This is a genomic window from Streptomyces sp. NBC_01591, assembly GCF_035918155.1.
Lineage (GTDB): Bacteria > Actinomycetota > Actinomycetes > Streptomycetales > Streptomycetaceae > Streptomyces.
This window is the reverse complement of sequence record NZ_CP109328.1, coordinates 106,061-132,498: the sequence shown is the minus strand read 5'-3', so window position 1 is coordinate 132,498 and position 26,438 is coordinate 106,061. Positions and strand designations below refer to the sequence as shown.

20 protein-coding genes and 6 pseudogenes are annotated in these 26,438 nt (G+C 69.3%); 13 read left to right on the top strand and 13 right to left on the bottom strand.

The genetic code is table 11. From position 1 onward, the window contains the following. Position 1: 1 nt before the first annotated feature. Positions 2–1,492, top strand: a complete 1,491-nt coding sequence (locus OG978_RS41450; RefSeq protein WP_442817814.1) for an ISKra4 family transposase — start codon at positions 2–4, stop codon at positions 1,490–1,492. Here OG978_RS41450 and OG978_RS41445 read toward each other — a convergent pair. Continuing rightward, entirely contained in the window at positions 1,476–3,608 is a 2,133-nt protein-coding gene (locus tag OG978_RS41445; RefSeq protein ID WP_442817633.1) for a SpoIIE family protein phosphatase, read from the bottom strand. The genes OG978_RS41450 and OG978_RS41445 overlap by 17 nt on opposite strands. A 5-nt stretch (positions 3,609–3,613) precedes the next feature. After that, on the bottom strand, positions 3,614–3,787 hold the full coding sequence (locus OG978_RS41440; protein WP_164495457.1) for a hypothetical protein: 174 nt from the start codon (positions 3,785–3,787) through the stop codon (positions 3,614–3,616). Between the two features lie 645 nt (positions 3,788–4,432). Between OG978_RS41440 and OG978_RS41435 the strand changes: the two genes are divergently transcribed. Next, positions 4,433–6,058 carry an IS4 family transposase gene (locus OG978_RS41435; protein ID WP_326763322.1) on the top strand — a complete coding sequence of 542 codons (1,626 nt, stop codon included), beginning with the start codon at positions 4,433–4,435 and terminating at the stop codon, positions 6,056–6,058. 51 nt (positions 6,059–6,109) lie between these two features. After that, positions 6,110–7,320, top strand: a protein-coding gene (locus OG978_RS41430; RefSeq protein ID WP_326769883.1) for an IS3 family transposase whose coding sequence is annotated in 2 segments (ribosomal slippage) — positions 6,110–6,404 and positions 6,404–7,320 — 1,212 coding nt in all. Because the reading frame shifts where the segments join, the coding sequence is not laid out codon by codon here. Positions 7,321–7,347: 27 nt separating this feature from the next. Here the strand turns inward: OG978_RS41430 and OG978_RS41425 are convergent. Both OG978_RS41425 and OG978_RS41420 read right to left on the bottom strand, forming a co-directional pair. Continuing rightward, positions 7,348–7,731, bottom strand: a pseudogene (locus OG978_RS41425) (transposase); the annotation flags it as partial. A 54-nt stretch (positions 7,732–7,785) separates the two neighbouring features. Continuing rightward, on the bottom strand, positions 7,786–8,766 hold the full coding sequence (locus tag OG978_RS41420; RefSeq protein WP_326763320.1) for a GlxA family transcriptional regulator: 981 nt from the start codon (positions 8,764–8,766) through the stop codon (positions 7,786–7,788). Positions 8,767–8,895: 129 nt separating this feature from the next. Between OG978_RS41420 and OG978_RS41415 the strand changes: the two genes are divergently transcribed. The 3 genes from OG978_RS41415 to OG978_RS41405 all read left to right on the top strand — a co-directional run bounded on the left by OG978_RS41415 (position 8,896) and on the right by OG978_RS41405 (position 11,211). Beyond that, positions 8,896–9,864: an NADP-dependent oxidoreductase gene (locus tag OG978_RS41415; protein ID WP_326763319.1), complete on the top strand. Its 969-nt coding sequence runs from the start codon at positions 8,896–8,898 to the stop codon at positions 9,862–9,864. Between the two features lie 109 nt (positions 9,865–9,973). Further along, positions 9,974–10,390, top strand: coding sequence for a nuclear transport factor 2 family protein (locus OG978_RS41410; protein WP_326763318.1), 417 nt, complete (start codon positions 9,974–9,976; stop codon positions 10,388–10,390). A 62-nt stretch (positions 10,391–10,452) separates the two neighbouring features. Further along, positions 10,453–11,211: an IS6 family transposase gene (locus OG978_RS41405; protein ID WP_326763317.1), complete on the top strand. Its 759-nt coding sequence runs from the start codon at positions 10,453–10,455 to the stop codon at positions 11,209–11,211. A gap of 254 nt (positions 11,212–11,465) precedes the next feature. Here the strand turns inward: OG978_RS41405 and OG978_RS41400 are convergent, their stop codons facing one another. Next, positions 11,466–11,852, bottom strand: a complete 387-nt coding sequence (locus OG978_RS41400) for a hypothetical protein (RefSeq protein WP_326763316.1) — start codon at positions 11,850–11,852, stop codon at positions 11,466–11,468. Positions 11,853–12,185: 333 nt separating this feature from the next. On the opposite strand from OG978_RS41400, the gene OG978_RS41395 reads away from it, so the two are divergent. Then, a complete protein-coding gene (locus tag OG978_RS41395; protein WP_326763315.1) occupies positions 12,186–12,770 on the top strand; it encodes a DNA-binding protein in 585 nt (194 codons plus the stop codon). A gap of 167 nt (positions 12,771–12,937) precedes the next feature. Here the strand turns inward: OG978_RS41395 and OG978_RS41390 are convergent, their stop codons facing one another. From OG978_RS41390 to OG978_RS41370, 5 genes and pseudogenes are all read right to left on the bottom strand, one after another. Beyond that, a complete protein-coding gene (locus OG978_RS41390; protein ID WP_326763314.1) occupies positions 12,938–13,558 on the bottom strand; it encodes a DUF7691 family protein in 621 nt (206 codons plus the stop codon). A 61-nt stretch (positions 13,559–13,619) separates the two neighbouring features. Continuing rightward, a complete protein-coding gene (locus OG978_RS41385) occupies positions 13,620–13,742 on the bottom strand; it encodes a hypothetical protein (protein ID WP_326763313.1) in 123 nt (40 codons plus the stop codon). A 13-nt stretch (positions 13,743–13,755) separates the two neighbouring features. After that, the gene (locus OG978_RS41380) at positions 13,756–14,706 is read right to left on the bottom strand and encodes a family 78 glycoside hydrolase catalytic domain (RefSeq protein ID WP_326763312.1); all 951 of its coding nucleotides are present in this window, start codon (positions 14,704–14,706) and stop codon (positions 13,756–13,758) included. Positions 14,707–14,722: 16 nt separating this feature from the next. Then, positions 14,723–15,892 (bottom strand): annotated as a pseudogene (locus OG978_RS41375) (IS4 family transposase); the annotation flags it as partial. Between the two features lie 218 nt (positions 15,893–16,110). After that, a pseudogene (locus OG978_RS41370) lies at positions 16,111–17,491 on the bottom strand (IS1380 family transposase). Positions 17,492–17,721: 230 nt separating this feature from the next. On the opposite strand from OG978_RS41370, the gene OG978_RS48590 reads away from it, so the two are divergent. The 4 genes and pseudogenes from OG978_RS48590 to OG978_RS41355 form a co-directional block, all read left to right on the top strand. Further along, entirely contained in the window at positions 17,722–18,051 is a 330-nt protein-coding gene (locus tag OG978_RS48590) for a hypothetical protein (RefSeq protein WP_442817875.1), read from the top strand. Next, positions 17,997–18,817, top strand: a pseudogene (locus tag OG978_RS48585) (ISAzo13 family transposase); the annotation flags it as partial. The gene OG978_RS48590 and the pseudogene OG978_RS48585, both read left to right, overlap by 55 nt. Before the next feature lie 612 nt (positions 18,818–19,429). After that, a pseudogene (locus OG978_RS41360) lies at positions 19,430–21,120 on the top strand (ISAzo13 family transposase). Between the two features lie 97 nt (positions 21,121–21,217). Next, a pseudogene (locus OG978_RS41355) lies at positions 21,218–21,442 on the top strand (ISAzo13 family transposase); the annotation flags it as partial. A 576-nt stretch (positions 21,443–22,018) separates the two neighbouring features. Here OG978_RS41355 and OG978_RS41350 read toward each other — a convergent pair. After that, a complete protein-coding gene (locus OG978_RS41350; RefSeq protein ID WP_326763311.1) occupies positions 22,019–23,254 on the bottom strand; it encodes an IS110 family transposase in 1,236 nt (411 codons plus the stop codon). 152 nt (positions 23,255–23,406) lie between these two features. After that, positions 23,407–24,774 (bottom strand): aminotransferase-like domain-containing protein, encoded by a 1,368-nt coding sequence (yczR, locus tag OG978_RS41345; protein ID WP_326763310.1) that lies wholly within the window; start codon positions 24,772–24,774, stop codon positions 23,407–23,409. A gap of 62 nt (positions 24,775–24,836) precedes the next feature. On the opposite strand from yczR, the gene OG978_RS41340 reads away from it, so the two are divergent. Together OG978_RS41340 and OG978_RS41335 are read left to right on the top strand one after the other, a co-directional pair. After that, entirely contained in the window at positions 24,837–25,742 is a 906-nt protein-coding gene (locus tag OG978_RS41340) for a PhzF family phenazine biosynthesis protein (protein WP_326763309.1), read from the top strand. Positions 25,743–25,753: 11 nt separating this feature from the next. Continuing rightward, positions 25,754–26,008: a hypothetical protein gene (locus OG978_RS41335; protein WP_326763308.1), complete on the top strand. Its 255-nt coding sequence runs from the start codon at positions 25,754–25,756 to the stop codon at positions 26,006–26,008. Between the two features lie 30 nt (positions 26,009–26,038). Here OG978_RS41335 and OG978_RS41330 read toward each other — a convergent pair whose 3' ends face one another. Next, a complete protein-coding gene (locus OG978_RS41330; RefSeq protein ID WP_326763307.1) occupies positions 26,039–26,365 on the bottom strand; it encodes a recombinase family protein in 327 nt (108 codons plus the stop codon). Between the last annotated feature and the right edge of the window lie 73 nt (positions 26,366–26,438).

Sequence of the window (26,438 nt, the reverse complement as noted above, 5' to 3'; positions counted from 1 at the left end):
GGTGGCCGAGACCGCGTTCGCCGCCGCCCGCGGCCTGTTCGAGCAGGTCGCCAAGGATCTGACGTCGCCGGACGCCGCCGCGTTGACGCATTCAGGGCTGGAAGACCTGCTCGCGGCGCGCATGCGCGAGGTGACCCGGCAGCTGTTCCAGGACCATCTGGATCTGCGCGCGGTGCGCGAGCGGCGGGCCGGGCAGGTGGTCGATGAGACCGGGGTTGAACGCACCCGGATCGAGCGGGGCCGACGCCGGATCCTGGCCACGGTGTTCGGGAAGGTCACCGCGACCCGGATCGCCTACCGGGCCACCGGCTCGGCGGATCTGCACCTGGCCGACGCCGCGCTGAACATGCCGGCCGGGATGCACAGCCATGGGCTGGCCAGGCTCGCCGCCACCGAGTCCGCCCGCGGCTCCTTCGCCGAGGCGGTCGACCGCGTCAACGCGCTGACCGGCGCCGGGGTCGGCCACAGGCAGGTCCAGGAGCTCGCCGTGGCCGCCGCGGCCGGCATCGACGCTTTCTACCAGGCCCTGGTGCCCGAGCCGTGCACCGACGCCACGCTGCTGGTGCTGTCCACCGACGGCAAGGGCGTGGTGATAAGGCCCGAGGCGCTGCGCGAGGCCACGGCGAAGGCCGCTGCGACCAAGAGCGGCAACAAGATGGCGACCAGGCTCGCGCCCGGGGAGAAGCACGGCCGCAAACGGATGGCCACCCTGGGCACCGTCTACGACACCGAGCCCGCCGTCCGCGGCGTCGACGACATCATCGCCGACCCCGCCGACCCCGCGAAGGAGTGTCGCCCGGGACCGAGAGCCAGGTCCAAGTGGCTGTGCGGCTCGGTGAACGACACCGCCGAACAAGTCATCGCCGCGGTATTCGACCAGGCCGAAGCCCGCGACCCCGCCCACCGCCGGACCTGGGTCGTGCTGGTCGACGGCGCCCGGCACCAGCTCGACCTCATCCGAGCCGAGGCAGCACGCCGGAACGTCACCGTGCACATCGTCATCGACATCATCCACGTGCTCGAATACCTGTGGGGCGCCGCGCACTGCCTGCACCCGGCCGGCGACCGCGCGGCCGAGGCCTGGGTCGCCGGACAGGCCCGTACCATCCTGGCCGGAGGCTCCGAGCAGGCCGCGGCCTCGATCAGCGCCGCCGCCGACGCCGTCGGGCTCAGGCCTGGCTCACGCAAGGGTATCGACGACGCCGTCGGTTACCTGAAGAACAAGGCCGCCTACCTGCGTTACGACACCGCGCTGACCGAAGGCTTCCCGATCGCCACCGGGATCATCGAGGGGGCGTGCCGCCACCTGGTCAAAGACCGCCTCGACATCACCGGAGCCCGCTGGGGCCTCTCCGGCGCCGAAGCCGTCCTGAAACTCCGTGCCCTGCGCAGCAACGGCGACTTCGACACCTACTGGGCCTGGCACGAGACACAGGAGTTCACGCGCAACCACCAGGCCCGATACCGCGACACGCTCATACCAGCGGCTTGATCGCCAGAACCCTCATTGGATCTGCACCCGGCGCGGATTGTTCGGCGTGGTGGAGGAGGACATCGGCGAGGGCGTCGAGGTTCTCGGGTTCCGCTGCTGCCAGGTGGCCGGCGAGCGTGTTGGTGGCGTCGTCGATGTCGGTGCCGGGGGTTTCGACGAGTCCGTCGGTGTACAGGGCGAGGACGGCGCCGGGAGGGAGGGGGATCTCGGTGGTGGGGTAGTCGGCGTCCGGGTCGATGCCCAGCAGCAGCCCTGGCGGCACGCGAAGGATGTCGGTGTGCCCGTCGGGGTGGCGGAGCAGGGCCGGGGGGTGTCCGGCCGTGGCGAGAAGCGCGCGGTGGTGGGTGTGGTCGAGGTGGGCGATGAGGCAGCTGGCGAACAGGCCGGGGTCGAGGTCGGCCAGGAGGCGGTTGGTGCAGGCGAGGACCGCGCCGGGGGAGGCGCTGGCGGTGGCGGCGTAGGCGTGGACGGCGGTGCGGACCTGTCCCATGAGGGCGGCGGCGGTGGTGTTGTGGCCTTGCACGTCGCCGATCACCGCGGCGGCCGTCGTGGGTGTGCAGACGATGAGGTCGTAGAAGTCGCCGCCGATGTCCATGCCGTGACCGGCTGGCCGGTAGCGGGCGGCGACGTCAAAGCCAGTGAGGCGCGGGAGGGTGTGCGGCAGCAGTCCGGTCTGCAGGGTGTGGGCGAGAGTGTGGTTGGCGTCGTAGAGGCGGGCGCGGTCCAAGGCCTGGGCGATCAGGCCGGTCAATGACGTGAGCATGGCCCGCTCGGCGGGCGGGAAGGGCCGAGGCTGGTCGTAGGCGAGGACCAGGGAGCCGACCGGGCGTCCTGACACGATCAGGGGGAGGAAGGCCCAGCCTGCCATCTCGTCCTGGTGCACGGCAGGAGGGTAGGCCCTCTTGAGATCGGTGAAGGTGGCGAAGAAGCTGGCCACACCTGTGGTGATGACATGTGCAGCGGGGATGTCAGAGGTCAGGGGGGCCGCGTCGAAGCGGTCCATTAGTTCCGGGCTGTAGCCTCGGTAGCCGGTGATCCGCAGCCGTCCGTCGTTCACCGTGAGAAGAGCCAGCGCCTTCGGGCCGAAGGCCGGCACGATCTGGTCGGCGGCAAGTTCGACCACGTCCTGCACGCTGACGGCCTCGGCTAGGGCGGTGGCAAGGTGCGTCAGGTGGTACAGCCCCGTCGCGCCGACGAGCCCGGCGGGGGATGGGGCCGCGGCCTTGGCCGCTGTGGCGGTCGGATCCCCGGCGGTGGGGGTGATGTGGACGCTGATGCCGCTGTCATGAGGGTAGAGCTGGAAGGACAGCCGGATGTCGGGCGGACGCCTGGCGGTGAAGGAGGTGGGCTGCCGGGAGACCACCGCCTCCCGGTAGCGGTCTTCGAACACCGGGTCGTACAGCCACAGAAGTACCTCCCATGGGCGTTTGCCCAGCAGGGAGGCGGCACCGGCACCGACCAGTCCGGCGCCGGCGGGGTTGATGTAGGTGAGTCGGCCGTCCAGATCGAGCGCGCAGCAGCCCACGGGCAGCCGCTCGGCACAGTCCAGGGCGGCCACGGCCCGGGCCGAGTCGGCCTCGCGGGAGTGCAGCGCAGGCAGCAGACGGGGTTCGTCGGCGAACCCCAGCGGACGGCCGCTGTCGGCGGCCTGTTGCAAGAGCGGTGCCGCGCGCCGGCAGCAGGCGGTGATCGTCTCCTGCTCGGCCGCACTGAGCTGCGCCGGGTGCCGGACGGGCCACAGCAGCACGATGCCGCCCCACACGGTGGTGCCGTCGGTGATCGGGGCTGCGGCGACCCTGAAGTCGTACGGCAGGACGATGCCGACCCGGGGGTAGCGGCGGGCGATCTCCTCCTGGCTGCCCAGCCAGACCAGGCACCTCTGGCGCACGGCGTCCGCCACCGGGATCGCCGCATTGATGGGAACACGGGCCCAGGGAGCGGCGATCTCCCGGGACATCCCGGAAGCCAGCACCAGCCGCAGCACCCGCTCCCCCGGCGGCAGCAGAAACACCAGGCCCACCGATGCGCCGGTATCCCGCATGACGTCGACCAGGACCGCATCCAGCAGCCCCTTTCCGGGGCCGGCAGCACTTGCAGGGACAGCAGGGCCCCGCATGGCCGTCACCCGCCCCGGCCGGCAGGCGCGGCTCTGCGGCTGCGCCCGAAGCGGCTGCGGGCCGCCTCGGCGCTGATCCCCAGCCCCGCACCGATCTGTGCCCAGCTCGCCCCGGCCCGCCGATCCGCCAGCACCGCCGCACGGACCAGCTGTCCGGCCAGATCAGATACCCGGGCCACGGCAGCGCAGTTCCAGCCCACGGGCGAACCCGGGCGAGGCGGCTCCACGGGTAGCCGCGCGACGCTTGTGACGTGCAGCAACAGGAGCTCACCGGCCGCGGCCACCCCTTTCCGCGCGGGCGCTGCCTCCCGCCAACGGCGCCGGGCCCGCCAAGCCGCCTGCCGGTGAGCCGGCCGGCAGTACCGGCGCCCGCGGGCCTCGGATCCCGACAGCCGCGCACCGCACCAGCCGCACCGCACGTCACCCATATACGGACAATATGCCCGTCCCTGTGTGACGGCACCCCGTCCCGACCTCGTCAGAGGGACGTAGCAGCGCATCCGTTACTCCGCCTCGGCTTTGTCCAGAACCTTGTCCGGGTCGCGCAGGGACCGCAACCCTGCATCGCAGCCGGGACCGCCTCACCCTGACGTGGCACCGCCTGTGCTGCCCTCACTACGCGGCCGACCGCGTCCTTCTGGTCTCGGGTATCGAGCTGAAACGCGAAAGTCTCTCCGGTGTCCAAAACCCGGGGTCAAGGCCCAAGGCCGGGTAGTTAGCGTTTTCGCTGGTCACGCAAGCCCGTTGAGGGATTCTCGGCGTGGAGCAACGGAGCTCGTTGGTACAGACAGTCGTCCAAGACAGCTTGTTCCCGAGGAGGTCCGTTGCCGTTTCATCATGTCCTTTCGGCCCCGGTAGTGGCCATCACCCGTACGGTCACCGTGGCGGCGGGCCGGTTCGCGCCGGGGCATCTGGGCGAGCTGACAGCCGTCGTGCCGTTTGAGCTGGTCGACGCGGTCCTGGAGGAGACGCGGTCGATACAGCGGCGACTGCGTGATCTCCCGTCGCGGGTGGGGGTGTACTTCCTGCTCGCGATGTGCCTGTTCCCCGAGGTCGGATACCGGTTGGTCTGGGACAAGCTGGCGGCGGGCCTGGACGGGGTTTCGGTGGCCGGTCCGACGCCGAAGGCCCTGCGTGATCTGCGCCGTCGGCTTGGAGCCGCACCGGTTCGGGCACTGTTCGAGGTGCTGGCCGGTCCGCTGGCCCGGCCGACGACACCGGGGGTGCGATTCGGTCCGTTCCGGACGGTGTCGTTCGACGGGTGCAGTTCACAGAAGGTCGCCGACTCCGAGCGGAACCGGGGCTGGCTGGGGCGGACGTCTCACCACGGCTATCCGACCATGGAGTTGATGACGCTGGTCGAGACCGGGACCAGGGCGCTCATCGGCGCGGTGTTCGGGCCACCGTCCGGCGGCGAAACCGGTTACGCCTCACGGCTACTGCATCTGCTGCGGCCGGACATGCTGGTCCTGTGGGACAAGGGCTTCGACGGCAACAGCTTCCTCGCTGCCGTGAACGCGACCGGCGCTCAGGTGCTGGGCCGGCTCCGGGCCAACCGCCGCACTCCGGTCCTGACGCGTCTCGGTGACGGCTCGTACCTGTCGGTGATCGGTACGGAGAAAGTCCGTGTCATCGACGCGACCATCACGGTGACCTGCGCGGGCGGGACCGTCTTCGCAGGCTCCTACCGGCTGGTCACTACCCTGACCGACGCCCGCCGCTACCCGGCGGCCGTGCTGGCAGGTCTCTACCACCAGCGGTGGGAACACGAATCGGCGTACTACGCGCTCCGCCACACGATCATGAACGGGCGCGTCCTGCGTTCGGGCGACCCGGCCGGCGTCGAACAGGAGATGTGGGCCCTGCTCACTCTCTACCAGACCCTGCGGACCGTGATGGTCGAGGCCGCGGAGTCGCTGCCGGGCACCGACCCGGACCGCTGCTGCTTCACCGTCGCCCTCCAGACCGCCCGTGACCAGGTCGTCCAGGCCGCCGCCGTCATCACCGACCCCGTCGATGCCGGTCGTCCCGGACTGATCGGCCACCGGATCCTGACCCGCCTCCTCCCGCCCAGACGCCAGCGGGTCAGCACCCGCAAGGTCAAGTCACCGATGTCCCGCTACAGCACCCGCCACGAGGACGGCAGGCCCGACAACACCTGCACCGTCACCGGTCTCGACATCAACATCCTCGAGCCTCCGGAATCCCACCCTCAGCTCCCCGCCGTCTCCCGCGACGACCGGCACACCGCCCTCGCCAAGCGCCGCCGGCACCGAATCCTGGCCCTGCTCGAGAAGGACCCCGACCGCCTCTGGCGCCTCCAGATGGGCCGAGACCGGCCTCATCCACAAACTCGGCCCCGGCCTCTACGCCGCCACAACATGGACCCCAACTCCCCTTGCGTGACCAGCGAAAACGCTAACTACCCGGCCTTGGGCCCTCACCCCTGATCTTGGACACTCGAGATAGTGGATCTTGAGGATCTGAGAGATGGACGTGTCGTGGTCATGAAGCACTACTCCGCCGAGTTCAAGGCGGATGCGGTCGCGTTGTACGAGTCGCGGCCGGAAGCGACGATCAAGCAGGTTGCCGCGGACCTGGGGATCAACCCGGAGACCCTGCGGAACTGGATCCGGGTGGCCGGCTCCGGCTGCCCGCGGGGCCGCCGTTCGACCGCCCCGTCTTCAGCCCCGGTAGTGCCGTCGGCGCTGGAAGCCGAGGTCGCCGCCCTGCGACGGGAAAACGCCGAGCTGAAGAAGGAACGCGAGATCCTGCGCAAGGCGGCCCGCTATTTCGCGGCGGAGACGGGCTGGTGAACCGCTGCCAGTTCGTTGAGGACCACCAGCGCCGATACGGCGTGAAGCGGTTGTGCCGTGTGCTGGGCCTGGCCCGGTCGACCTTCTACTACTGGCGCCGGACGGCGTCGCTGCGGGCAGCCCGGCAGGCGGCCGACGCACGGCTTGCCACCCTGATACGCACCGTCCACCGAGCCTCGGACGGCACCTACGGTGTCCCGAGGATCACCGCCGAGCTTCGCGACGGGGGTGAGGTGGTGAACCACAAACGCGTCGCCCGGGTCATGAAGGCCATCGGCCTGGCCGGGCTCCGCCTGCGCCGCCGGCACCGCACCACCGTCCCCGACCTCACCGTCGCGAAGGTCCCGGCCCTGATCGGCCGCGACTTCACCGCCACCGACGTCAACACCAAGTACGTCGGCGACATCACCTATCTGCCGCTGAGCGGCGGGACGTTCCGCTACCTGGCGACCGTGATCGACCTCGCCTCGCGGCGCCTGGCGGGGTGGGCGATCGCCGACCACATGCGGGCCGACCTCGTCATCGACGCCCTGCATGCGGCCGAACGGACCCGCGGCAATCTCACCGGCGCCATTTTCCACAGCGATCACGGGGCCCAGTACTGCAGCCGGGCCTTCGCCGATGCCTGCCGCGAAGCCGGCGTCACCCAGTCCATGAGCGCGGTCGGCTCCAGCGCGGACAACGCACTCGCCGAGTCGTTCAACGCGACCTGCAAACGGGAGACCCTCCAAGGCCGCCGGGCCTGGGACACCGAGCACGAGGCCCACCTGGACCTCCTCCGCTGGCTCCACCGATACAACACCGTCCGACGCCACTCCCGCCTCGGACATCGCAGCCCCATCGCCTACGAGCGAGCACTCCGAACAACATCAACTACGCTGGCCGAATCCGCATAACCCGTGTTCAAGATCAGGGGTCAAGGCCCCTATCTGGCAGTTCCCGACCTTGCCCAGGGTGCCGGAGTACTGCCTGGCCACCCCGGGCGAGGACCTTCCGTCCTTCGGGAACCCGGTGTCGTCCACGGCCCACACCTGCGGCCGGACCACAGCCACCGCCCTGCGAGCCAGCCTGGCACGAACCGTGTCCACCGGCCAGGTCGACGAGGTCATGAACTGCTGCAATTGCTGGTGGTCCACACCCAGCCGACCAGCCATCGGCTGCATCGACTTCCGATGCCCGTCCAGCAGCAGGCCCCGCAGGTACAGCCCGCCCTTCCTCCGCTGATCAGCACGCGCCAAAGGCGCGAACACCTCCCCAGCGAACTCCTCCAACCGGGCCCTGCACGCCGCGAGTTCATCCGCCCTCATAACTGCAGGAAACCATCAAGGCGACCACTTGCCCAGATACGTAACAAAGCCCTACTAGCCACCCCCCAGCGTTGCGGGGGTGGGGCGGAAGGTGCGGCGGTATGCCTGGGGTGTGATCCCGATGGCGGCATGAAGGTGCTGGCGCAGGGAGACACCGGTGCCGAATCCGGCGCGGCCGGCGACCAGGTCGACGGGCCAGTCAGTGGTCTCCAGCAGGTGCCGGGCCAGGTCGACGCGCTGGCGGACGAGCCACTGGCCGGGGCTGGTGCCGACCTCGTCGCGGAAGCGGCGGGTGAAGGTGCGCACGCTGACGTTGGCGTGGGCGGCCATATCGGCCAGAGTGACGGGTTCGGCGAGGTGTTCCATGATCCACGCCTGTGTGGGGGCGGTGCCGGGGGCAGTGGGGTCGGGGACGGGGCGCTGGATGTACTGAGCCTGTCCGCCGTCGCGCCAGGGCGGTACGACGCACGAGCGGGCGACCTCGTTGGCGATTTCGCTGCCGTGGTCGCGGCGGACGATGTGCAGGCACAGGTCGATTCCGGCGGCGACCCCGGCAGAGGTGAGGATCTCGCCGTCGTCGATGAAGAGGACGTCAGGGTTGATGCGCGCGGTGGGGAACATGCGCTGCAGGCGGTCGGCTTCGCGCCAGTGGGTAGTGGCGGGGCGGCCGTCTAGCAGCCCCGCGGCGGCCAGCACGTAGGTGCCGGTGCAGATCGCCACGATCCGGGTTTCGGGGCGGATGGCGGCCAGGGCCTCGCGCAGGGGGTCGGGCAGGCGGCCCTCCTCGCGAATGGGGCCCAGCGCGTGGGAGGGCGGGATGACGACGGTGTCGACGGTGGTCAGCAGGGAGGCGTCGTGGGAGACGGTGAGCTGGTAGTCGGCCTCGGTGCGGACGGGGTGGCCGTCCAGGCTGCACGTGGTCACGGAGTAGAGCCGGTTGCCCGTGCCGTCGCGGGCGGCGCCGAAGATCCGCGCGGGGATGCCGAGCTCGAAGGGGACGACACCTTCCAGGGCCAGAACGCCAATGTGGTGCATGACCCGATCCTTTCACTCCATGGCCATCGGGCCACTACTGGGGGTCTTTCCTCCCAGGCAGTCTTAGGACGTGCCCAGGAGAAACGGCACGAACGACAAGAAACGCACTGCTGAAAAGAGCACGTCATCATGGACCAGGCCACCAGCCCCTCGACCATGCGCGCCGTCTCCCAGGACGCCGCTGGAGCCCCGGAGGTCCTCAAGACCGTCGAGACGCAGCGTCCGGTCCCGGGCCGGGGCGAGATCCTGGTCCGGGTGCACGCGGCAGGCGTGAACCCGGCCGACTGGAAGACCCGCGAGCGCGGCGTGTTCGCCACCGGAGCCAGGCCGCCGTTCACCCTGGGCTTCGACGTCGCTGGGGTGGTCGAGGCGGTCGGCGGCGGGGTGACACTCTTCGAGGTCGGCGACGAGGTGTTCGGGATGCCGCGCTTCCCGCACCCGGCGGGGGCCTATGCCGAGTACGTCGCCGCCCCGACCCGCCACTTCGCCCCGCGCCCCAACGGCCTGAACCACATCCAGGCCGGCGCCCTGCCGCTGGCCTCGCTGACCGCTTGGCAGGCCCTGGTGGACACCGCGAACGTCCAGCCCGGCCAGCGCGTCCTGATCCACGCGGCCGCCGGAGGCGTCGGCCACCTGGCCGTGCAGATCGCCAAGGCCCGCGGCGCGTACGTCATCGGCACGGCCAGCGCGGCCAAGCACGAGCTGCTGCGCTCGCTGGGCGCCGACGAGCTGATCGACTACCGCACCCAGGACTTCGCCGAGACCCTCCGCGACGTCGATGTCGTCCTGGACACCCTCGGCGGCCCCAACTGGGCCCGGTCCCTGCAAACGCTGCGGCCGGGCGGCACGCTGATCTCGATCCTGCCGCTGGACGACACCTTCCCCGCGAAGGAGGCCGAGGCGGCCGGTATCCGGGCGGTGTTCATGCTCGTCGAGCCCGACCATGCGGGGTTGCGCGAGATCACCTCCCTGGTCGAGGACGGCCACCTGCGCGTGATTGTCGACGCGGTCTTCCCCCTCGAAGAAGCCGTCCGGGCCCACACGCTGGGCGAGATCGGCCGCACCACCGGCAAGATCGTCCTCTCCATCGCCCCCTGACCCGCCCCGCAGCTTCTGCCCTGCGGCAGCCAGACCGCCGGCTCCCCGGCCTGCGTCAGGCAGGACCCATCCCACCCGCACGACACACACCACACAGAACGGAACCACCATGAGCACCATCACCGCCCAGGCCAGCACCCGTGACGTTGTCGACGCATTCTTCGCCCGCTTCGGCGAAGGCGACATGCCCGCCCTGCTGGACCTGTTCGCCGACGACATTGCCTTCCACGTCGGCGGCGCTCCCAACGTCCCCTGGGCCGGAAACCGCACCACCAAGGACGACATCGCCGCGTTCTTCGCCTCCTTCGGCCGGCACCTCACCCCCGCAAAGGAGTACGTCGTCGCCACGACCGTCGTCGATGGTGACCACGCCGTGGTCATCGGCCACAACCGCTTCGGGGTCCTGGCCACCGGCAAGACCTTCACCAACCACTTTGCCCTCCACATCACCGCAGCCGAAGGCAAGATCACCGGCTACCGCATGTACGAGGACAGCCACGCCATCAGCGAAGCCTTCACCTTCTGACCACACGTCGGCAACTACCGCACAGTGCTCCAGGGCACTGTCACGTTGACTGGCCGGGTGGGATGATCTTCTGGTTGGTCGTGCCGGGGAGAGATTCGTTCGTGTCGTCCGCGTCGCCGTCGTACAAGGGCCACCGGTACCCGGTGGAGGTGATCGCGCACGCGGTATGGCTGTACTTCCGCTTCCCGCTGTCCTTCCGCGAGGTCGAGGAGCTGATGCTCGAGCGCGGCGTCATCGTCTCCTACGAGACCATCCGCCGCTGGTCCGCCAAGTTCGGCCAGGCCTACGCGGACGGACTGCGCCGCCGTCGGCCACGGCCCGGGGACAAGTGGCACCTGGACGAGGTCTTCGTGAAGAACAACGGAGAGCAGAAGTACCTGTGGCGGGCCGTCGACCAGGACGGCAACGTGCTCGACATCCTCCTGCAGAGCCGCCGGGACAAGGCCGCGGCAGGACGCTTCTTCCGCCGCCTGATGAAGAAGACCCGTACGGTGCCGCGGGTGGTCGTCACCGACAAGCTCCGTTCCTACGGCGCGGCGCACCGCGAGGTCATGCCCTCGGTGGAACACCGTGCCCACAAGGGCCTGAACAACCGGGCCGAGAACAGTCATCAGCCTACCCGGCAGCGCGAACGTGCCATTAAGGGATTCCGCTCCGTCGGCGGGGCCCAGCGGTTCCTGTCCGCGTTCAGCGGCATCTCACCCCACTTCCGCCCTCACCGCCACCTGATGACCGCCTCCGACCACCGAGCCGAGATGACCGTCCGCTTCGCGATCTGGGACCAGATCACCGGCGCTGCCGGCCGGCCCACCACAGCCTGACCACAGGCCCGGACCGCGGGCCCCACCAGGCCACGACGCACCGTCAGGCACCTGCAACCCAACAACGTAACAGCACCCGTGAGGGTGTTCTCCAGGATCCACTGCTGTTCGGGTAGGAGCTGCTCCCACCCGAACCGCTGCACGTTTACCCACCGTCCGAGGTCCTTGCGCCCGGCCAGGTGGTGGGCAGTCCTCCGATCAGCGTCTCCGACGGCACCCCTCAGCCCTCGACGGGCGCGCGGTCGACCTCTACCTCACCGGTCGCCGAAGGTCACCTCCTTCGCGTCCTCGGCGTACTCGAAGTTGCCGGTGAAACCCCAGTTCTTCCAGCCGCCGTCCCCCTTGTTGGTGATGGTTCCGCTGTCGAGGGCGAACACATCGACACCGTCCACCACCGCAAGATGTTCGAGGCCGGACACCCCGGAGAAGGAGAGGTTGTTGAACGATTTCGCCACGATGATGTTCTTGCCGGGGAAGCTGCGGCTGTACTCGTCGATCAGTGAATGGGTCAGCTCGGCGTCGTCGCCCGGCACCTTGCCGGAGTAGTCGGTACCGGGGTACGGGCCGCCGTCCGTGTACTTCGGCGACTCGTCGTCGAAATTGACCGTGCCCGATCCGGTGGCAGTGGAATCGGCCTCCATTTAAAGTCAACCCGGGCAGCGAAACGTCTGCGCGAAACCGTGGCCTTCCTCAGGTGCGCTCCGCGATGAGCTGACGGCACAGGCGCGCGCGGTCTGCCAGCCCATCGCCCGCAGCCGAAAGTTCAGCCAACCCGCGCGAGGTCCGCCGCTGGAAGAGGGAGACAGAGAAGGGGCCGGCGGAGAGCCACTTGCGAGAAGCGACCCGGCACACCACCGGCCCCTGACCAACATCCACGCAGACGTCACCGCCAGCCGAGGAAGTCCCACCAGCGTAGCCCGTCCGCCGGAACACCCGAGAGAAGCCAACCGCCCGTGATCCCCCACAGCCGCCCCGTGATCAACGAAGCCGACATCGCCCAGCAGGCCGGCGTACCCATCGCCACCTGGCGGCGCCGCGACGCCCCCGCATTCCGCCAGCACGTGCCAACCCTCTTCCCCGACAGTCGCGTCCTGGTCTACGACCTCGCCCAGGCCCAGGCCCACCTCGACGGGCGGCCCATCCCCGCCCTGCCCACCCGCGAACACCCCGACGACCTCCTCAACGACGAGGAGGCCGCCGCCCTGCTCGACGTCGCGGCAAGCACCGTCCGCGCCTACGCGACCCAGGGCTACCTCCCGCCCGGCACAACCGTCTACAGCCTCCGACTCTGGGCCCGACGCGACGTCGAGAAACGCCGCAACGCCCCTCCCCGGCAGGGAAAGGGAGGCGGACGCCCCCCGGGCACAGGGAACGGGCCCCTCAAGGCCCACGCCTACGAAGGCGACCCCCGCCTGCGCACCGCCACCGAGGCACTCGAAACCGCCGAGGACGTCCCCCGTACCCGCCTCGCGGCCGCTCTCGCCGCCCAGTACGGCGGATCAACCCGTACCTGGGAACGGCTCCTCGCCCAAGCCCACCGCAGCTCCCCGTCCCGGTGACCTTCTTCTCCGTCCGCGCCCCGATCCGGGGCACCGTGGAGATCAGCAGCGAATGCGGGTCGCGCCGGTTCTCCAGCGACACCCCGTTCGGCATCAGGAAGCGCTCGGACAGTCGGCGGTACTGCTCACCGAGGTGCCGTACGAGGGCCTGGCGTCGGTGTTCGCGTTCAGGACCGGAAGCCGATGACTCCAAAGCCAGGCCGTCCCGCGGCGTGCCGCATCCAGCCGAGACACTGCATAACGGCCTCCACGACCTCAGACTCCAGCGGTGGCGCCTGGCCCGACTCGTCGACCGCCCGCTTGGTGGCCTCGAACTGCTCCAGCGCCTGTGCGATGTGATCGGGCGTCCACTCGCCGCAGCCCGGTATGAATGTGTACGGCAGAGGATCGGGCAGGTCGCTGTAGCTGAAGTCCTCAACAGACACGGCGGTGACGCCCAGAGCATTCAGGCCCTCGTCGACCACCGACAGCCAGTCACCCCGGTGCGGCGTAAAACGGTCGTTGTCCAAGAACGAGCCGGTGAGCGAACACAGCCGCTTGTAGGCGTAGCCGTACTGGAAGGCGTGGTCCCTATCCTCACTGAAGGGCTCGCCGTCGATGACCGCGCGCAGTGCCTCGTATGCCGTGGGGGCGCCTTCCTCGATCGCGTCGCTGAAATAGTCGTCGTCGCGTGCCAGGTCGTCCCCGAAGCCGTTGCGGATCGCCTCCAGCAACTGGTTGTCGCGGGATCCGACCAAGGCGCGCGTAGCGGCCACGTCGAGCAGGTAGACGCTCAGAGAAGAACTCATGGGACGAACCTAAGGGAAGCCGCTGACACTGCTGCGCGCGGGCACCGCCCGGCCAGGCAGGTCACGGCCCGGTGCAGTCTTCGAGGGCGTGCCGGTCATCATGACCACCGCGGAGGAGCGCGGAACGGTCGACGCGCTGCATGTCGTCGATGCCGGTCCGCCCCGCGGCTTCACCCTGAGTCACCCGGACCGGCGTCCTACGGCACGCTACGAGCGGCCAACCCGACCGCGTCCCGCTCGGAGGACAGAACCACGCCCACGATGTCGTTGGGCGCCAGGTCCTGATCCAGGACCTCGATCTCCAGGTAACGGAAGCCGTGGATGGTGAAGCTCGGTTCGAACCACTCACCCGGGGCGCCGATGATGACCTCGTCACGCTGGTACCACGGCTTTTTCCTGTCGCTCAGAATCCACTGCGTGTCCAGCTCGCCGTCAGGGCTGATGAGCTCGCTATAGGTGACGCGGACAGAGGTGCCCGCCCGGCCGGTGAGGCGCAGGCGCGCGACGCCGGCGAAGTTCTGCCCGAAATCAACCAGTTGGCGTCCCCTGGGGGATCGCCACACCGAAACCGGTGTCAGCTCTTTCACGGCAGTGACCGGTGGTACCTGCTCAGCGATCAGCTGCCGGGAGTGCGGGGAGAACGGACGCACCGGGCGCGACTGAGCGTGGTCATGAGGCTGACTCCACGGCGCAGGGATACGCAGATCTGCAAACTCACCGAACTTCGGGTCGGCACGCACGACGGGCCCGCGGCCCACGGTCCACGTGGCGTCCGTGCCCCACGTGCGTCGGGTTCCGTCGGCGAACTCCAGCTCCAAGTGCAGGTATGCCGCCAGTTCCGGCCCGTAGACGCAGCGGCGTGCGAGAAACCCGAGGCGGCCACGGAAACGCCCGTCGGCGACCACCAGGTGGAACAGATTCATGCCGGGGACGATCGCGCCGGCCGGGTCGTACTCGCGGTACTCGACCTCCTGCTCGAACGGCGTGAAGCGTGGCACCAGGCTCGCCCCGGTCAGGTCCTTGCCGTTGACCACCAGGCGGTACCAGCCCAGGGCCGAGGCGTAGGCGCGGGCCCGGACGACCCGTTCGGGAATTTCCAGGGCGGCCCCGAAGTAGAGCACCGGATCTTCGTCGGCTGCGTACGTCATCGAGTCCGTGATCCACTCGCCTTGCAGTACTCGAAGCGCGTAAGGAGACTCTGTCGGGGTCGTGGCCGGCGTGGGCGGCGGTGTCGGCCATCAGGGTGCGAATGGCGTAGTGGCAGCACAGGTGTCCCCAGATTTCTTGCTGGACAAGGTCGGGGGCCTTCGAGCGCAGTACCGCGCGGGGCCCGCGCTGGTGGGTCTTCAGCTCGTCGAAGGTGGTCTCGATTTCCCACCGTTGGGCGTAGGCGGCTGCGAGGTCCTCGGCGCCGGCCTCGGCAGGGTCGAGGATCGTGGTCAGCAGCCGGTATTCCTCGGGGTTGTCCCGGCCGTCATCGATCGTGTAGTCGATCACTCTGACCGTGAGTGGATCCGTCGTGGCCCGGTTCGTTCCCGATGTCGGGACGATCCGGGCCAGCCACGACCCGTCGGCCAGGGTTTCCAGGTACCGGGGCCTCAGGTTCGTCTTCACTCGCCAGAGCAGATCCGCGCCCGTGGCTGCGGCCTGTTGCCAGAGGCGGAACCCGTAGAAACCCCGGTCGGCCAGGACCAGCTGGCCCGGCTCCAGCCGCCCGACGAGCTGCCGGGACAACTCCATCTCCGACACACCGCACGGGCCGGTAACAGCGTCGAAGACCGCATGGGTGCCGCATTCAGCCAATGCCACCAGGCGGGCCTGCGGAAACGCGGCCCGCTCCCCTCGGCTTGAAGCGGGCCGCCCGAAGAACTCTGCGTTGACTGACGTGTCCGCCACGTCCAGGCACGTCCCATCGACCGCCACCAGACGACGCCCCGCCAGCCACGACCCCGGCGTGCCCGGCCCCGCCAGCGGACGTGCGACCCGCGCGAAGAGATCCCGCACCGGCTCGAACCCCAAACGAGACCTGGCCTGGAAGATCGCCGACTTCGACGGCGGCGGGAACGACTCGGACCACCCCGACGCCCACGACAGCCCGTCCGTGAGCTGCGCGAACACATCCTCGTACGAGTCATCGGAATACAGCGCCATCCCGATCGAGAAGTACGCCATTACCCGTGCGGGCAACGACCGGCGACGCCGCTCAGTACGCCCCGCCTCCTCGATCACCGCGTCAACCACGTCCGCGGGAAACACCCGCGTCAGCAACCCCACAGACACCAAATCCGACAACCGGACACCAGAAGACGGCTTCACCCAACCAGAACGCGGCATGCCCCCACAGTACCGCCCTGACCCTTAACTGAACGGTATTGGGTTTAAGCCAAGCTTAGCCTCGATCTTGCATGACGGTCCGTCGGTTCTTCCGTCGGGCCGTTTTGCTGTTGCGGATGTGCGAGGGCATGTTGGTGGCCCGGTTGTCGCGTCGGGTGGGCGCCGGGTTCCACTCCCGGGGTGGTCGTGCAGGTTGTTGGGACGGGTGAATTTACTGGTCAGCCGGGGTTCGGTAGGGCCTGGAGCCGGTCCATGGCGCTGGTGATCACGGATGTCCAGGGCCATCGGGCGGCCAGGCGGAGCCAGCGGCGGCGGCCGGTGTTCACGAGCTGGGCGGCGGCGGAAAACAAGCGGAGGCGGAGGCGCTTCGGCTCCCAACGGCGGGTTTCGCCTGTCAGGGCGAGCATCGGCATCCAGGCGAGGAGGTAGAGCGCGATGGAGACGATCTCCAGCCAGATCCGGTTCTGGGCTGTGTCGTGCAGGGGCAGGTTGCGCAGGCTGGTATCGCGGGCGTTTCGGATGCGGTCCTCGCAGCGGGCCCGCCTGCGGTGACGCAGTTCGAGGTCGGCGAGCTGGCCGCCCTTTGTGTTGGTCGCGAAGCAGGTCAGTCGCAGCCCGTCAACGTCGGTGAAGCGCAACTGGGCGCCGGGGTGTGGCCGTTCCTTGCGGACGATCAGCCGCATGCCCTTGGGCCAGGTGCTCAGGTCGGGCATGTCGGTGATCTCTGCGACCCAGGCGCCGGGCCGTTCGGTGCCGTCGGAGTCGTAGGCCGGTGTCCAGGCCCGTTTCGGGATCTTCAGCACAGCCTGGTGGATGGCGTCGGTGATGGTCATTCCGACCGAGTAGGACAGCCACCGGCCGCGGCGGGAGAGCCAGTCGAGGAAGGCGTGGGTGCCGCTCGGCGGAGTCGGTGCGGACCAGCGTCTGCCGTCCCCGCCGCAGGTGTTTGGGCAGTTGGGCCAGGGCGAGGCGGGTGGTTTCGATGTGATCGCTCGCGGTGTTGGAGCCTGCGTTGCCAGGCCGCAGCAGCGCGGCCACCGGTTCCCCGGAACCGGCCTGGCCGTGGTCGACGAACGCAACGAGCGGATGGTGACCGAAGGTCTTCTTCCAGGTCGCGGTGGCGTCCTGCTTCTCGGAGTGCGCAAGCACCAGCACGCCGTCGATGTCCACGATCACGCTGCCACCGGCGGCCGGATTGTCTTCACCGGCCAACTCCCATACTCGCGTGCGCACTTCGGCTCGTGCCGCGCGGATCGCGGTGAGCGCCTTCGGCCCGGCCGCGGCGAGCGCGTCGATGAGCCGGGAGACCGTGGGGTCCGATGCCACTGGACCGAACACGTCGGCCTCGGCCCGCAGCATGGCGACATCAGCGAGGCAGTCCCCGCCCAGAGCCGTCGCGAGTGCGATATCCAGCAGGACCTTGCCCGGATCATGCATCGTCCGCGGCTTGCGCCAGGGCGCCAGCGCCGCCGATATCGCATCGTCCAGGCCCAACGTGCGGACCGTCTCGACCAGCAGCACCGCCCCGGCCTGCGAGACCGCCCCTCTGCCGCCGCCCTCGACGCGGACACGTGGGTACAACCCGATACGCTTACTCACCTGGAGAGTGCTTCTTTCCGTGCAGCCAACAGGACCCTAGACAAGTCCCATCGTTGCAGGTCAGAAGCACTCTCTGCTTATTTGATCAAGGCATGGACGAGCACGCTCATGAAAGCGCGAGGTTAGGGCTCGTAAAGAATCAACACGTTGCTTCACGGTCTCCCTGTCGTTGGTGTGGTGTGCGCATACCGAGTGAGGTTCGTGACCAACTTGCCCTGAGATTCGGAGTGTTGTTCCCTCATCTGAATGAGCGGCAGCAGCGGCTGGCGCTGGCCGCCGAGGCCCGGCTGCTGGGGCACGGTGGGGTCCGGGCCGTCGCGCGTGCCGCAGGGGTGAGCGAGACGACGGTGCGGAAGGGTGTCTTCGAGTTGGAGGGCGGTGAGGACCCACTGCCCGATGGCCGGGTCCGCCGGGACGGCGGCGGTCGCAAGAGCGCCGAGAAGCTTGACCGGCTGCTCGTTCCGGCGTTGCTGGCGCTGGTCGAGCCGGATGAGCGGGGGATCCGATGTCGCCGCTGCGGTGGACGACCAAGTCGCTGCGGTCTCTGGCCGGGGAGCTGACGCGGCAGGGCCATACCGCGTCGGCGCCGACCGTGGGCAGGCTGCTGCGGGAGAACGGTTTCAGTCTGCAGGCCAATGCCAAGACCCTTGAGGGCGCTCAGCACCCCGACCGGGACGCGCAGTTCCGGTACATCAACGACCAGGTCAAGGACCATCAGGCGGAGGGCGAGCCGGTGGTCAGTGTGGACACGAAAAGAAGGAAGTCGTCGGGGATTTCAAGAATGCGGGACGTCAATGGCGGCCGGCCGGTGAACCCGTGCGGGTTGACGTCCATGACTTCCCCAGCGATGCACTGGGCAAGGCCCTGCCTTATGGCATCTACGATCTGGCGGCGGACACCGGCTGGGTGAATGTCGGTACGGATCACGACACCGCAGCCTTCGCGGTCGAATCGATCCGCCGTTGGTGGAACGGGCAAGGACGCCTCGACTACCCGCAGGCCAGACGTCTGTTGATCACTGCCGATGCCGGCGGCTCCAACGGCTACCGCACCCGGGCCTTCAAGACCGAGTTGGCCGCGTTCGCCGCCCGGACCGGCCTGGCCGTCACGGTCTGCCACATGCCGCCGGGCACATCGAAGTGGAACAAGGTGGAGCATCGGCTGTTCTCCGCGATCACCATGAACTGGCGCGGCAGAGCGCTGAACAGCCACGAGGTCGTCGTGCAGTCCATCGCCGCGACCACCACCCGCACCGGTCTCACCGTCCACGCCGAACTCGACACCGGCACCTATCCCACCGGTGTGAAGGTCAGCGACACCGAGCTGAACGCGGCGCCGGTCACCGGACATGCCTTCCACGGCGAATGGAACTACACCGTGCACCCCCACCCCGCCAGCCCGGCAGACCCCACCAGGCCGACGCCCGGGCCGGCGGCGGTCTTCGACCGCGGTGCCCTGTCACATCCCGCGCTGACCGGCATGACCTGCACCGCACTGGCCGAGCTGACCGAGACCCTGACCCCTGGCTGGCAGGCGCTGCAGAAACAGGACCCGGCCACCCGACGCGACGGCGGCACCCGGCGCCGGGCCCCGGGCGGCGGCCGCAAAGCCAAACTCGACCTGGCCGACCGGGTCCTGGCCACCGTGCTGCAACAAAACCTCGCTCTGCCGCCTACCGTGCTGGCCCACCTCTTCGCCGTCAGCAAGGACACCATCCGCCACACCACCAGCGAGATCCGACGACTGATGGACCAGCACGCACACACCCCAGCCCCCAGCAGCACACCTCAGCACCCTGGCAGGACTCCTCGTCCACGCCACCGCACACGGCGCGACCCTCACGACAGAGACCAAACCAACGTGTTGATTCTTTACGAGCCCTTAGGGCTCGTAAAGAATCAACACGTTGCTTCACGGTCTCCCTGTCGTTGGTGTGGTATGCGCATACCGAGTGAGGTTCGTGACCAACTTGCCCTGAGATTCGGAGTGTTGTTCCCTCATCTGAATGAGCGGCAGCAGCGGCTGGCGCTGGCCGCCGAGGCCCGGCTGCTGGGGCACGGTGGGGTCCGGGCCGTCGCGCGTGCCGCAGGGGTGAGCGAGACGACGGTGCGGAAGGGTGTCTTCGAGTTGGAGGGCGGTGAGGACCCACTGCCCGATGGCCGGGTCCGCCGGGACGGCGGCGGTCGCAAGAGCGCCGAGAAGCTTGACCGGCTGCTCGTTCCGGCGTTGCTGGCGCTGGTCGAGCCGGATGAGCGGGGGATCCGATGTCGCCGCTGCGGTGGACGACCAAGTCGCTGCGGTCTCTGGCCGGGGAGCTGACGCGGCAGGGCCATACCGCGTCGGCGCCGACCGTGGGCAGGCTGCTGCGGGAGAACGGTTTCAGTCTGCAGGCCAATGCCAAGACCCTTGAGGGCGCTCAGCACCCCGACCGGGACGCGCAGTTCCGGTACATCAACGACCAGGTCAAGGACCATCAGGCGGAGGGCGAGCCGGTGGTCAGTGTGGACACGAAAAAGAAGGAAGTCGTCGGGGATTTCAAGAATGCGGGACGTCAATGGCGGCCGGCCGGTGAACCCGTGCGGGTTGACGTCCATGACTTCCCCAGCGATGCACTGGGCAAGGCCCTGCCTTATGGCATCTACGATCTGGCGGCGGACACCGGCTGGGTGAATGTCGGTACGGATCACGACACCGCAGCCTTCGCGGTCGAATCGATCCGCCGTTGGTGGAACGGGCAAGGACGCCTCGACTACCCGCAGGCCAGACGTCTGTTGATCACTGCCGATGCCGCGCGGCTCCAACGGCTACCGCACCCGGGCCTTCAAGACCGAGTTGGCCGCGTTCGCCGCCCGGACCGGCCTGGCCGTCACGGTCTGCCACATGCCGCCGGGCACATCGAAGTGGAACAAGGTGGAGCATCGGCTGTTCTCCGCGATCACCATGAACTGGCGCGGCAGAGCGCTGAACAGCCACGAGGTCGTCGTGCAGTCCATCGCCGCGACCACCACCCGCACCGGTCTCACCGTCCACGCCGAACTCGACACCGGCACCTATCCCACCGGTGTGAAGGTCAGCGACACCGAGCTGAACGCGGCGCCGGTCACCGGACATGCCTTCCACGGCGAATGGAACTACACCGTGCACCCCCACCCCGCCAGCCCGGCAGACCCCACCAGGCCGACGCCCGGCCGGCGGCGGTCTTCGACCGCGGTGCCCTGTCACATCCCGCGCTGACCGGCATGACCTGCACCGCACTGGCCGAGCTGACCGAGACCCTGACCCCTGGCTGGCAGGCGCTGCAGAAACAGGACCCGGCCACCCGACGCGACGGCGGCACCCGGCGCCGGGCCCCGGGCGGCGGCCGCAAAGCCAAACTCGACCTGGCCGACCGGGTCCTGGCCACCGTGCTGCAACAAAACCTCGCTCTGCCGCCTACCGTGCTGGCCCACCTCTTCGCCGTCAGCAAGGACACCATCCGCCACACCACCAGCGAGATCCGACGACTGATGGACCAGCACGCGCACACACCCCAGCCCCCAGCAGCACACCTCAGCACCCTGGCAGGACTCCTCGTCCACGCCACCGCACACGGCGCGACCCTCACGACAGAGACCAAACCAACGTGTTGATTCTTTACGAGCCCTTAGGGCGTGCAGATCTTTTACCCGTGGCTTTCCGCTCGGTGGTTCGTTGGTCTGGCATGGGTGGGTTGGAAGAGCAACAGCCGTGTTGTCAGCCAAGTTCGGGGCGATTCTGCCGCATCTCGACGAGCGGCAGCGTCGTCTGTTGATAGGGGCGGAGGCCCGGTCGCTCGGTCACGGCGGGATCCGGGCGGTCGCCCGTGCCGTCGGCGTCCGGGAGGCCACTGTGTCGCTCGGGGTGCGGGAACTGGACTCCGGAGAGGCGCCGTTGGGGTGGGTTCGCCGGCCCGGTGGTGGCAACCGCCCGGCCGCGCGCAGCTCGTCGTTCTCGGCGGCCCGGCGGGCCGCTGTGCGGGCGTTCTTGGCCCAGACCCCGATCGGGTAGTCGGCCCACACCGCACTGGTCGACGGGAGGAAGTGGCCGTGGGCGGCGGTGTAGAGCCGGGCCGCGGCCACCCCGTCCGCCCAGGCCGCGTCCCGCTCGGCCCAGACCATCCCCAATGCCTCCAGCTCCACGAGGCGCTCCGCCTCCAGGGTGCCGTCGGTGTAGTAGCGACCGCGGTGCCGAGTGCCTCGGGCGGAAGGGTGAAGGGAAGCCGCAGATAGCGATCCAGAGCGCCGTCGGGAGAGAAGTGGAAGCCCGGAGTGAGGGCGAGGTTGCGCGTGGCCGCCAGGTCGGCCAACCGGCGGGGGGGTGCCCCTATCTGTTTCGTCAACCCTGTCAGGGTCGGTTCGTGGGAGTTGGTGCTGGTTTTGGGAACGTCCCGCGAAGCGGGACGTTCCCGGCGGATCGGGTGCCTGATGGGCAGCCCGGTGGCCGGCACGGCGGGGGTGGCCGTGCCGGTGCGCGCGTGATGGGGTCAGGAAGGGAGGGGCGGTGGTGCTGTCAGGCCGCGAGGCCGATGTCGCCGGGGGTTCGTGGTTCGTAGAGGGCCCCGGTGCGGATCATTGCGTGGATGACGTTCACACGTTGGCGGGCCAGGCGGAGGATCGCTTGGGTGTGGGTCTTGCCGCGTGCGCGTTGACGGTCGTAGTAGGTGCGGGAGGAGCGGTCGGATTTGCAGCCGATCGCGGCGAACGCGGCCTGGAAGAGGGCGCGTTTGAGGAGTCGGTTGCCGCGGTGGGGTGCGTGCTCGCCACGGATGGAGGTGCCCGAGGACTTGGTGGCGGGGGCGAGTCCGGCGTAGGAGGCGAGGTGTCCTGCGGTGGGGAAGGTGGTGCCGTCGCCGATGGCGACGATCACGGCGGCGGTGGTCCTGACGCCCATGCCGGGCATGGAGGTCAGGAGGTGGAAAAGAGGGAGGGCCTCCAGCAGGGCGGCGATCTCCTGCTCGGCCTGGCGGCGCTGGGTGTGGGCGGCGGCGAGCTGGGCGGCAAGTCCGGGCACGATCAGCGCGCTGGCCTCGGTGCCGGGCACGATGACGGTCTGCTCGGCAAGCGCGTCGAAGATCTCCGCGGTGAGGTGGTGGGCCTTGCGCGAGCCGTGCGCCTTGAGCAGGGCCTCGCAGCGGGCGTGGCCCAGTTTCTTCAGCCTGGCCGGGGAGCCGTGCCGTTCAAGGAGGGCCAGGATGTAGGGGTAGCCCAGCCGGGGGCCGACCACCCGCTCCAGGGTGGGATGGATCTGGGAGAGCAGGCCGCGCAGCCGGTTGGAGGTGCGGTTGACCTCGCCGGCCAGGTCGTTGTCGTAGCCGGTGAGCATGGTCAGCTCGGCCAGCTTCTCGTCGTCGCGGTCCACCGCGCGCAGGGTGTGCGGCATGGTCCGGGCGGTGTCGGCGATGACGAAGGCGTCGCGGGCGTCGGTCTTGGCTTCGCCCGGGTAGAGGTCGGCGGCCCGGCGCATCGAGAGTCCCGGCAGGTAAGCGACCCGGCAGCCGGTCGCGCGGGCCACGGTCAGTGGCAGCGCGCCGATGTTGGCGACCTGGTCCACGATCACCAGGACGGTGCCGAACTTGGCCCTGAGCTTGTCGAACAACTCCCGCAGGCGGGCCTCGGTGTTGGGCAGCTTCTTGTCGTGGACGGTCTTGCCCTGCCCGGTCAGGCCGCGGGCGTGGTGGAACTCCTTGCCCAGGTCCAGGCCGAGGAACAGACCTATGCCGGAGATATCGATGACGGTGTCGGCCATGCGCGATGCCCCTCTTCGGTCGTGCCTTTCGCATCCGTCCCGGCCGTCCCTGCGGCACCACACGCCGAGCAACCACGTTACGCAGACATCCCGCCCGTGAAGAGGTCCGGCGTTGCACCGGACCAGGCAGTCGTCAGGCCCCTCATCAGCGGTCAAGCGGTGCCCCGAAGCCCGGCGGCAACACCCCCCAGGTCATCGACTTCGACAGGGGGCACACAGCCATACCGGACCCGGGGGCCAGGCGCCCCATTTCGGGGCCACAGAAAAGGTAACGGGGCGGCGTCGAGGAGCATGAGCCACAGGGACCGACCGCCCTGCGGGACCGGGAAACAACACCACGGAAGACCTGCGAGTCGCGCGACCAAGTAGTTTCTCTGGGACCTGAGTTGGGCGCGTCGGCGGCCGAGGACCGTCCGCTGGCGCTCCAGGAGCCGGGCGGCGACGAGCTGGTCGAACGGCGAGGGGGCGAGCGCGGCCGCGAGCGGGAGCGCCGCCAGCCGCCGGGTGACGTCGGGATGGGCCCGGATCCAACCTACGCGCAGGCCCGGCCACAAGGACTTGCTCAAGGAACCCACGTACACGACGTGCCGGTCACCGGCGCATGACGTGATACGCGGCGGCGGCGCGGCTCCCTCGCGCAGGTCCAAGTCCCGCATGGTCTCGTCGAAGACGACCAAGGTGTCGTGGGCGTGCAACCGCCGGCGCAGTTCGGCGCGCTCCTCCTTGCCCATCAACAGGCCCGTCGGGTTGTGGAAATCCGCGATCAGGTAAGTCAGGGACGGCCGGGCAGTCGCGAGAGTACGGTCCATGGCGGGGACGTCCCAGCCGGTGGGGGTGAGGGGCTGGGAGACCAGCCGGGCACCCGCGCCCCGGAACAGGGCGAGCGCGCCCGGATAGGTGGGGGAGTCCAGGACGACTCTGCTGTTCGGCCGCAGGTATGCCGCGCTGAGCAGGCTCAGCGCGACATCGGCGCCGCTGGTCAGCAGGAGGTGCCCGCTGTCGGTCGCGAGCCCTTGGGCCTCGTAGGCGTCGGCGATGGCTGTGCGCAGCGCCGACGGACCGGCGCCTTCAGAGGGGGCGCGCAACAGTGTGGCGGACAGCGTGTCGGTCGCTTCCCTCACGGCCTGGAGCAGTTCGCCGAAGGGTGCCGCGGGTTCCGCGATGGTGAGGTCCAGCGGTGCCCCGTTCTTGCCTGCTTCGCCCCGGTCGCTGGCCCAGGGCGAGAGGCGCTCGTGCAGCCGGGGCAGGGAGACGGTGCTGCCGGAGCCGGTCCGGGTAACGATCAGTTGCTCGGCGCGCAGGATCTGGTAGCCCATCGTCACGGTGCCCCGAGCGAGACCGAACTCGCCGGCGAGCAGGCGTTCGGCGGGAAGCCGCGCCCCGAGAGGAAGCCGACCGTCGCGGATGGCCTTCTCCACGGCATCGGCCAACCGTCGTGCGAGCGGTCCGTCGCCGGCGAGCCAGTTGCCGAGCAACTGGAAGAACCGTGACGCCGGGACGTGCCACACCGTGCCATTCACGTAGGCCACTTTATTGGGATTGGACCATGACCGGATGGATGGTCTCGCCCTAGCGTCGAGCCGTGACCAGCCACTACCGCATCAGTCCTGAAGACCACACGCCCCTGCACTACCGCCATGTCGATGTGTTTGCCAGCAAGGCGTTCACCGGCAACTCCCTTGCCGTCTTTCCCGACGTCCCCGGCCTCTCCGCCGCACAGATGCTCGCGATCACCCAGGAACTCCGGCACTTCGAGACGATCTTCCTGCGCGGTGAGGATGAGAGCCAGGACGTCACCGCCCGGGTGTTCGACCTCTTCGAGGAACTCGACTTCGCCGGACATCCGGTCCTGGGCGCGGCCGCCGTCCTTCACGAGCGTGACGGCGGCCGGGGCCTGCGGCGCTGGACGTTGCGCCTGGTCGGCGGGACCGTCGAGGTGACGACCCGGCGCACCGCCACCGGGTACCACGCGGAACTCGACCAGGGAGCGCCGGAATTCCTTGCGACTGTACCGGCGGAGGACAGGACGGAGATCGCCGCGGCGCTGAATCTGCCCACCCGGGCACTCGCCGACCTTCCCCTGTGTGTCGTCTCCACCGGCTTGCGCTATCTCATCGTGCCGGTGGTGGCGGGTCTGGCCGAGGCGAGGATCGTCCGCAGCGACTTCGCGGAGCTCGTCGGGCGGTACGGCGCGCAGTTCGCGTACGTGCTCGACATCGAGGCACTGGAAGGTCGCCACTGGAACAACGACGGCGTTCTGGAGGACATCGCGACCGGCAGTGCGGCGGGCTGCGTCGGCGCGTACCTGGCTCTGCACGGCGTTGTGCCCGTCGAGGAGGAGTTCACCCTGGGGCAGGGGCGTTTCACCGGCCGTCCGAGCCGGCTCACCGTCCTGCCGCAGGGACGCCCCGACGCGCTGCACAACATCCGGGTCGGCGGTGACGTGAGCATGGTGGCCCGGGGAACCCTGGACGCCCTGCCCGAGTGAGGACCATTGCCATGCCCAGCTTTCCCCTTCACACGGCCGACCGTATTCGCGCGGTCGTGGACCTCACCGACCTCGCGGAGCCGGTCGCCGACGCCTTCAACGCGTTCAGTACCGCCGACGGCGCCCGGGCGCCGTCGGCGGTACTGCCCGTCGCCGACGGCGGGGACTCCCATGTCAAGACCGCCCACCTGCACGTCATGCGGGATGCCGGCGCATCGGTGGGGCTGGTGTTTGCTCCATCCCGGACATGGCCGGGAGCGCGGTGAACTCGATGCTGGAGGGGTCGTGGGAGCCCTTCAGTTCTCCGGGAGGAACTCCAGGCCGATGTCGCTCGCCTTCAGTTCCTCGGCGAGCATGGCGAGTTCGATGCCGCGGCCGTGCCGCTTGTGCTCGTGGACGACGAGGGTCACGGCGACGCCGGAGGAGCGGATCTCCCCGGCGAGCTTCACGGCGGCCTCCAGCTCGGGGCGCCGGGTGGCGCGGGTGGAGATCTTCTCCGAGAAGACCCGCGTCACCCCGGTCTCGGCGAGGGAGTCAAGCTGTGCGTCGAGGGACTGCCGGGCAGTCGAGGCCCGTGCGTAGCCGAGACGGACGTGCCCGGCCGGTTCAGCGCCGGCGCTCACCGGCCGGGCAGCTCGGTCCACTCATGAAGCACCCGCCACTCCCGCTTTTGACTCCGACGTGGACATCGCTGCG